Origin of the sequence: Streptomyces tibetensis, assembly GCF_007655005.1 — a bacterium.
GTDB lineage: Bacteria > Actinomycetota > Actinomycetes > Streptomycetales > Streptomycetaceae > Streptomyces > Streptomyces tibetensis.
The window spans coordinates 217,924-225,194 of the sequence record NZ_SZVW01000017.1; the positions used below are offsets into that span (position 1 = coordinate 217,924).

Genomic DNA, 7,271 nt, shown 5'->3' on the forward strand with positions numbered 1-7,271 from the left:
TGGGAACGGAACTGTGAACCACGGCCCCGACGACCAGAGCCCCGACGGGTTCGGCTCGGACGAGCTGGACCTGCGCTCGATGCTGCACCAGGTGGTGCAGGAGGTGGAACCGCGCGACGGCACCCTGGACTACCTGCGCAAGGCGGTGCCGCAGCGGCGGGCCCGCAAGCGGCAGGCCGTCGTCGGCATGGCGGCCGCCGCGCTCTTCATCGGCACCGCCGTCCCCGCCCTCGTGCACGTCTCCAACGCCACCGGCTCCGAGGCCAACCCGGCCGCCATCGGCCACACCTCGCAGGCCCAGGGCGGTGCGAGCCAGGGCAAGGGCCCCGACGGCGGCGAGAGCACCGCGGGCGGCTCCTCCGGCAAGGCCGAGGAAAAGGAGAAGGGCGAGAAGAAGGAGAAGGGCAAGGGCAAGGGATCCGGCGCCTCCACCGGCGCGACCCAGGGCGCCGCCCCCTCCTCCACCGTCGCCGCCGGCATCCCGGCGTGCACCGCCGCCCAGCTCGGCCCCGCCTCCGCGAGCAGCAACGCCCCCGACTCCACGGGCGCGGTCTCCGGCTCCTTCCGTGTCACCAACGTCTCCGGCGCGGCCTGCACCGTCACCGGCCCCGGCTCGGTCAGCGCGCTGCCGCAGGGCGCGGCCGACGCAGGCAAGGTCGGTTCGACCCGGCACACCGCGGGCGACGCGGCGGCCGGTCTGCTGCCCGACCCGTCCCTCGAGGCCGCCCAGCTGGTGCTCCAGCCGGGCGTCGGCTACGACGTGAAGTTCGCCTGGGTCCCCTCCGAGACCTGCCCCACCCCCGGCGGCAGCGTCGGCGGCCCCGACCCCAGCCCGGACCCGACCCCCTCGGAGGAGGACCCGACAACCACGGCCGGCACCTCGACCGGCGGCGACACGGGTACGGCCCCCCAGCTGGTCAGGGAGGACGGCACGGTCGACGGCAGTGTGGCGGTGACGTACACCCCGGTCACCGGCTCGGGCGCAAGCTCGGTCACGGTGTCCAACGCGTGCGCGGGCACGGTGTACTGGACGGGCGTGCTGGCGGGATCGTAGGCGGAGGCGCGGCCCGTCAGGGGCTGCCGACCCACCCGGCGCGGGCGAAGGCGCCGCTCACTTCACAGCGACGTCCGCGGTGACGGGCTCCTCGTCCGCGACCAGACCCAGCTCCGCGTCCCGCGCGAACTCCACCTCGCGCCGCAGCAACCGGAACCACATGAAGATCACGAACCCCACGAAGGCGAACCACTCGGCGGTGTAGCCCAGGTTCTGGAACGCCTTCAGGTCCAGACCCGAGTCCGGCGGCGCGGCAGCCGGCACCGCCTTCATCCCCGCGTCACCCTTCGACAGGGTGACCCACGCGTCGTACACGTCGTACGGCACCAGGTTGACCAGGGACGCCGCGCTGATCGCCGCGGTCTGTCCGGCCGGCAGGCCGCCCTGCGCACTGACCCCGTTGTCCCCGGGCGTCTCCGACGCCTGCAGCGCCCCGGTGACCGTGACCTCACCGGACGGCGGGGCCGGGACCTTCGCCGTGGCGGTGGCCCCGGGCAGCCATCCGCGCACCACCGGCAGCGCCTCGCCCGAGGCGGTCCGCAGCAGCGTCAGCACGTAGAAGCCCTGCTTGCCGTCGAGCTCCCGCCCGGGCACCAGCAGCTGCTTGCCGTACCGGCCGCTCGCGGTGACCAGCTTCCCGGAGGTCGCCTTGTCCACCGGCAGCATGTCCTTCAGCGGCCGGGGCGCCTCGTGCCGGGCCTCGGAGACCTGCTCGGTCGCGGTGCGATGATCTTGCACCCGGTCCTCGAACCGGCTCAGCTGCCAGGACCCCATGAAGATGCAGAAGGGGATGGACAACAGCACGAAGACGTTGATCCCCCACCATCGGGGCGTCAGCAGAAACCGGTACACACCCCCACGGTACGGGGGTGTCGGGCGGCCCCGGCCCGCGGGGTCGGCAACGGAGCGGGCCCGCCGGCCGGTTCCGGACGGCCGTGAAGCCCCCCGAGGTCAGTCCTTGCGCGCCCGGATCGAGTACATCAGCGGAATCCGCGGCCGGCCCTCGGGGAAGCGGAAGTAGCCGTCCCGGCGCTCGAAGTTCCCGAACCGCCGGAACAGCGACACATCGTGCTCGTGCAGGAACTCGATCCGCAGCCCGGCCGCCGCGAGCGCCGAGACGACCTCGCCGACCGGATGCTGCCACTCCACCCGCCGGCCGTGGGTGAACTCGGCGCCCTCGGCCGCGTACGACCCCGCCCTCTCCTCGATCCAGGCGTCGCGGGCGAAGTAGTCGTGCACGATCCGCGAACCGGTCGCGTCGTCGAGGACATCGGTGAGCGGGTGGAACTCGGCGAGGTAGAGGAACCCGCCGGGCGCCACCAGCGCCGCCGCGGTCCGAGCCCAGCGCCCGATGTCGGGCAGCCAGCACAACGCGCCACCGCCGGTGTACACGATGTCGTACGACGGGTCCGGGACCGCGGCCGCCGCGTCGTACACGTCCGCCGCCACGAACGCCGCCCGGTCCGGGCCGAGACCCAGGTCGTGGGCGAGACCGCGGGCCAGGTCGACCGCTGGTTCGGAGAAGTCCAGGCCGACGACGCGGGCGGCGCCGTGCCGGGCCCAGGACAGCGTGTCGAGGCCTATGTGGCACTGCAGATGCAGCAGAGAGCGGTTGCCGACCTCGCCCACCTCGGCGAGCTCGAAGTCGCGCAAGGGGTCCTGACCGGCCCTAAAGGCGTCCAGGTCGTAGAAGTCACCGGCTACGTGCAGCGGAACGCGCTCGTCCCAGTGGGCGCGGTTGGCCTCGTTCCAGTCGGCGGGGGTGGGGGAGTACATGGGCTGGGTCTCCTGACCTGCTCGGAGGGGGGACCGGTGGAGGTTATCCACAGGCTGGGGACCTCGCGAGCGAATTGTCGGCCGGGGCGGGCAGTATGGGGCCATGACTGAGAGCAACGGGTCCGACGAGCGGGATCAGCGGGACCAGCACGAGCAAGCGGCACAGGCGGGGCGGCAGGAGCGGATGCCGGACTGGGAGAAGCGCTTTCGGGCGCCCCGGGTGTCCTTGCCCGACTGGGCGGAGGACGCGCCGGACCGCTCCCTTTTCGTCTCGAACGCCACGGGCACGTACGAGCTGTACGCCTGGGACCGGTCGACCGGCGAGCAGCGCCAGGTGACGGACCGGCCCAACGGCACGACGGACGGCGTGCTGTCCCCGGACGGCGCGTGGATCTGGTGGTTCGACGACAAGGACGGCGACGAGTTCGGCGTGTGGCGCCGCCAGCCCTTCGAGGGCGGCGCGGACGAACCGGCCGCCGCGGGCCTGGAGCCCTCCTACCCGGCGGGTCTCGCCCTCGGCCGCGACGGGCGTACGGCGGTCGTCGGCCGCTCCACCGACGAGGACGGCACGACCATCCACCTCGTCCGCACCGGCGAGGAGCCGGTGGAGATCTACCGCCACCGCGAGTCGGCCGGTGTCGGCGACCTCTCCCATGACGGCTCGCTCATCGCCGTCGAGCACACCGAGCACGGCGACGCGATGCACTCGGCGCTGCGCGTCCTGCGCCCCGACGGCACGGCGGTCGCCGACCTCGACGACACCGAGGGCGGCACCCGCGAGCTGGGCCTGGAGGTCCTCGGCTTCGCCCCCGTCGACGGCGACACCCGCCTGCTCATCGGCCACCAGCGCCGCGGCCGCTGGGAGCCCCTGGTGTGGGACGTGGCCACCGGCGAGGAGACGGACCTGGCGCTGGAGCTGCCGGGCGACGTCAGCGCCGAGTGGTACCCGGACGGCAGCGGTCTGCTCATCGCCCACAGCTTCGAGGCCCGCAGCGAGCTGTTCCGCTACGACCTGTCCGGCCGCGCCCTCACCGAGCTGCCGGGCGACGTCAGCGCCGAGTGGTACCCGGACGGCAGCGGTCTGCTCATCGCCCACAGCTTCGAGGCCCGCAGCGAGCTGTTCCGCTACGACCTGTCCGGCCGCGCCCTCACCGAGATCCCGACCCCGCCGGGCACGGTCTCCGGCGCGACGGCCCGGCCCGACGGCAGCGTGGAGTACCTGTGGTCCTCGGCGGCCGAGCCGTCGGCGGTCCGCTCCACGGCGGGCGCTGTGGTGCTCGACCCGCCCGGCATGAAGTCGCCCGGTTCGGTGCCGGTGCAGGACGTGTGGGTGGAGGGGCCGGGGGGCCGCATCCACGCCCTCGTCCAGAAGCCGGAGGGCAGCACCGGACCGCTCCCCACGGTCTTCGACATCCACGGCGGCCCCACCTGGCACGACAGCGATTCCTTCGCGGCGGGCCCCGCGGCCTGGGTGGACCACGGCTACGCGGTGATCCGTGTCAACTACCGCGGCTCCACGGGCTACGGCCGTGCCTGGACGGACGCCCTGAAGCACCGCGTCGGCCTCATCGAACTGGAGGACATCGCCGCGGTCCGCGAGTGGGCCGTCAGCTCCGGTATCGCCGACCCCGACCGCCTCGTCCTCACCGGCGGCTCCTGGGGCGGCTACCTCACCCTCCTCGGCCTCGGCGTCCAGCCCGACGCGTGGACCCTCGGCATCGCGGCGGTGCCCGTCGCCGACTACGTCACGGCGTACCACGACGAGATGGAAGCGCTGAAGGCGATGGACCGCACGCTCCTGGGCGGCACGCCGGAGGAGGTGCCCGACCGCTTCGAGGCCTCGTCCCCGCTCACGTACGTCGACCAGGTCAAGGCGCCGGTCTACATCTCGGCCGGCGTCAACGACCCCCGCTGCCCGATCCGGCAGATCGAGAACTACGTCAAGCGTCTGGAGGCGCGGGGCGCGGTGCACGAGGTGTACCGCTACGACGCCGGGCACGGGTCGCTGGTGGTGGACGAACGGATCAAGCAGGTGCGGCTGGAGCTGGAGTTCGCGGAGCGGTACCTGAAGGGGGTGCCCGGCGCCCAGTAGTTCGGGGGGGGGGAGTGGTTCGGCGGGTGCGGGCGGGGTGTGGCCGGTCGCGCAGTTCCCCGCGCCCCTCGAGTCGCTCCGCGACCCTGGGGCGCCCGGCGTCACGCCCCCGCCCGCTCCCGCCGTCTCCGCCCCAGCAGCTCCGCGAGCCCCCGTCGGGTCGCCGCCAGCACCACCCGGTCCCCGGGCCCCAGCACATACGCAGGAGGCAGATCCCACACCAGGCCCGAAGCCGGTACCCGCTCCTCGCCCGGCGGCCCGGCCTCTCCCCGCCGCCCCCCGGGAGGTGACGTGTTGAGCGCCAGCACCCGCCAGGCCCCGGCCCGGAACGCCTCGCCGGCCGTCCGTCCCTCCAGCTGCGGATGCCCGGCCACATCCACCTCCGCGAACAGCAGCACCCGCCGCTCCACCGGAATCGCCCCCAGGATCTGCCGCCCCATCATGGCCCCGGCGAACGCGGGCGCGGCCAGATGCGACACACTCCGGCTCCGCGTCGGGGCATTCGGGTGCGCGGCCCGCAGTGTGCGGTACACGGCCGTCGCGAAGTCGTCGTCGTACAGCCGCAGCACGACCCGCAGGTCGGGCCGTACGGACCGCGCGTACAGCGACGCCTCCAGATTCGTCGTGTCCGCGCTGGTCAGCGCCAGCAGCGCGTGGGCGCGGTGGATCTTCGCGGCCTCCAGCACGCCCTCCTGCGTGACGTCCCCGAGCACCACCGGCACCCGCAGCCGCCGCGCCGTGGCCAGTCCCCGCGCGTCCGGATCGGACTCCACGCACACCACGGGGATGTTCAGTTCCCGCAGCCGCGTCAGCACGCGCGTCCCGATCTTGCCGAGCCCGAGCAGCACCACGTGCCCGCCGAGCCCCCGGGGCGGCTTGCGCAGCGCGGACGCGCTGCGGAACGTGCCGAGCGCTTCCAGCACCGCCGCCAGCAGCACCGGCAGCAACAGCAACCCCACCAGGCCGGACAGCAGTTGCAGCACCTGCCGGGCGGTCGACTGGTGGAGCGCGGGATCGTTGATGCCGAAGAGATCGAGCAGCGTGATGTACGTCGCGTACAGCGGATGCTCGTCGGTCACGATCATCAACCCGACGGCGAGCGCCAGCACACAGCCCACCAACCCGGCGAGCGACCACCGCAGCCGCCGCGAGAACAGTGAGGCGAACGGCGGCACACCGCCCCGGCCCGCGGGCAGGGACGGCCCCGAGTACGACACCTGTTCCAGGACGACGGTCCCGCGCCCGGTCGCCGACGCCACCGCCGCCTCGTCCGGCAGCAGGTGCGGGCCGTGCTCCCCGCTGCCCTCGGAACCGTCCGCGCCGGCCGGGTCGTTGCTCGTCGCGGACAGCAGCGCCAGGGTGCACAGCCCTGGGTCGGCCACCTCGCCCGGCCGCGGCTGCCGTTCCACCGCCCGCAGCACGAGCCCTTCCGTCTGGACGACCTTGCTGGTGCCGGCGAGAGCGGTGGCGGCCAGTGCGGGCGCGGCCGTGTCGGCGTCGGACAGCACGGTCGTCGACGCGTCGAGGCCCTCTCCCTGACCGTCCCCGGCGGCGACGGCGGCGGTCTGGTCCAGCAGTTCCTCGATGTGCTGCCCCAACCGCCGGTTGTAGAGCCGCAGTACGAGGCGAATGCGGGGGTTGAGCCGACGGGCCGTGAGCGCGGCGCGGATGTTGGTCTCGTCGTCGTCGAAGACGAGAGCGAGCGCCGCCGCCCGGTCGGCGCCCACCTCGGTGAGCACCGCCTCGGTGATCTCCGGTGCCTCCACGACCTGTTCGCTCGCGGCCGGTTCGCCGCTCGCGCCGGTCCGGTTGACGGCCGCGTTCACGACCCGGTCCAGCAGCGCGGCCGAGGCGGCCCGGGCCCGTCCGACCACGGGCTGCCGCACCCGTCTCACGGAGGGCGGCACGACCAGCGTGACCTGCTCTGCGTAGACGCCGCGGAGTTCGGCGGCCAGCCGGTGCGCGAGGCCGTCGTCACCGCACACGATCATGTGCGTGACCGGATCACTCGGCTGACCTTGGTTCGGAACGCTCCCCACGAGGAGAAGACTGCCTCACCGGGAGGACCGATTCCAGAAGGGGACGGTGTGGCGTGAACGCCCGGCCGTCGCCGCCCGTACGAAAGGGGAGGGAATGGGAACTGCCCTCGCGCACCACCGGAGGTACCGGGCCCGTGGCCATCACGAACAGAGCCCCGCAGCACAGCGGTGAGCGCGGCGACGCCGGGGAGGGCACGGGCACCGGGGAGGGTACGGGCACCGGGACGGGCCCGGGCGGGAACGCCGGTACGGACCCGGGCGGGGACGCCGGGACGGGCCCGGGCGGGGACGCCGGGACGGGCCCGGGCGG

General features: G+C 73.8%; 5 protein-coding genes. 2 read left to right on the forward strand and 3 right to left on the reverse strand.

Annotated elements, in window-relative coordinates; all coding sequences use genetic code 11:
* The first annotated feature begins 13 nt into the window (after window positions 1-13).
* Window positions 14-1,054, forward strand: coding sequence for a hypothetical protein (locus tag FDO69_RS28500; protein WP_104783272.1), 1,041 nt, complete (start codon window positions 14-16; stop codon window positions 1,052-1,054).
* 57 nt (window positions 1,055-1,111) lie between these two features.
* On the opposite strand, the gene FDO69_RS28505 is transcribed toward FDO69_RS28500, so the two are convergent.
* The gene (locus FDO69_RS28505; RefSeq protein WP_104783273.1) at window positions 1,112-1,906 is read right to left on the reverse strand and encodes an SURF1 family protein; all 795 of its coding nucleotides are present in this window, start codon (window positions 1,904-1,906) and stop codon (window positions 1,112-1,114) included.
* Between the two features lie 99 nt (window positions 1,907-2,005).
* On the reverse strand, window positions 2,006-2,830 hold the full coding sequence (locus FDO69_RS28510; protein WP_104783275.1) for a class I SAM-dependent methyltransferase: 825 nt from the start codon (window positions 2,828-2,830) through the stop codon (window positions 2,006-2,008).
* 103 nt (window positions 2,831-2,933) lie between these two features.
* On the opposite strand from FDO69_RS28510, the gene FDO69_RS28515 reads away from it, so the two are divergent.
* Complete coding sequence (locus tag FDO69_RS28515; protein ID WP_138430208.1) at window positions 2,934-4,922, forward strand: S9 family peptidase; 1,989 nt, start codon at window positions 2,934-2,936, stop codon at window positions 4,920-4,922.
* A gap of 101 nt (window positions 4,923-5,023) precedes the next feature.
* Here FDO69_RS28515 and FDO69_RS28520 read toward each other — a convergent pair whose 3' ends face one another.
* Window positions 5,024-6,913 carry a potassium channel family protein gene (locus FDO69_RS28520; protein WP_104783278.1) on the reverse strand — a complete coding sequence of 630 codons (1,890 nt, stop codon included), beginning with the start codon at window positions 6,911-6,913 and terminating at the stop codon, window positions 5,024-5,026.
* Window positions 6,914-7,271: the final 358 nt, after the last annotated feature.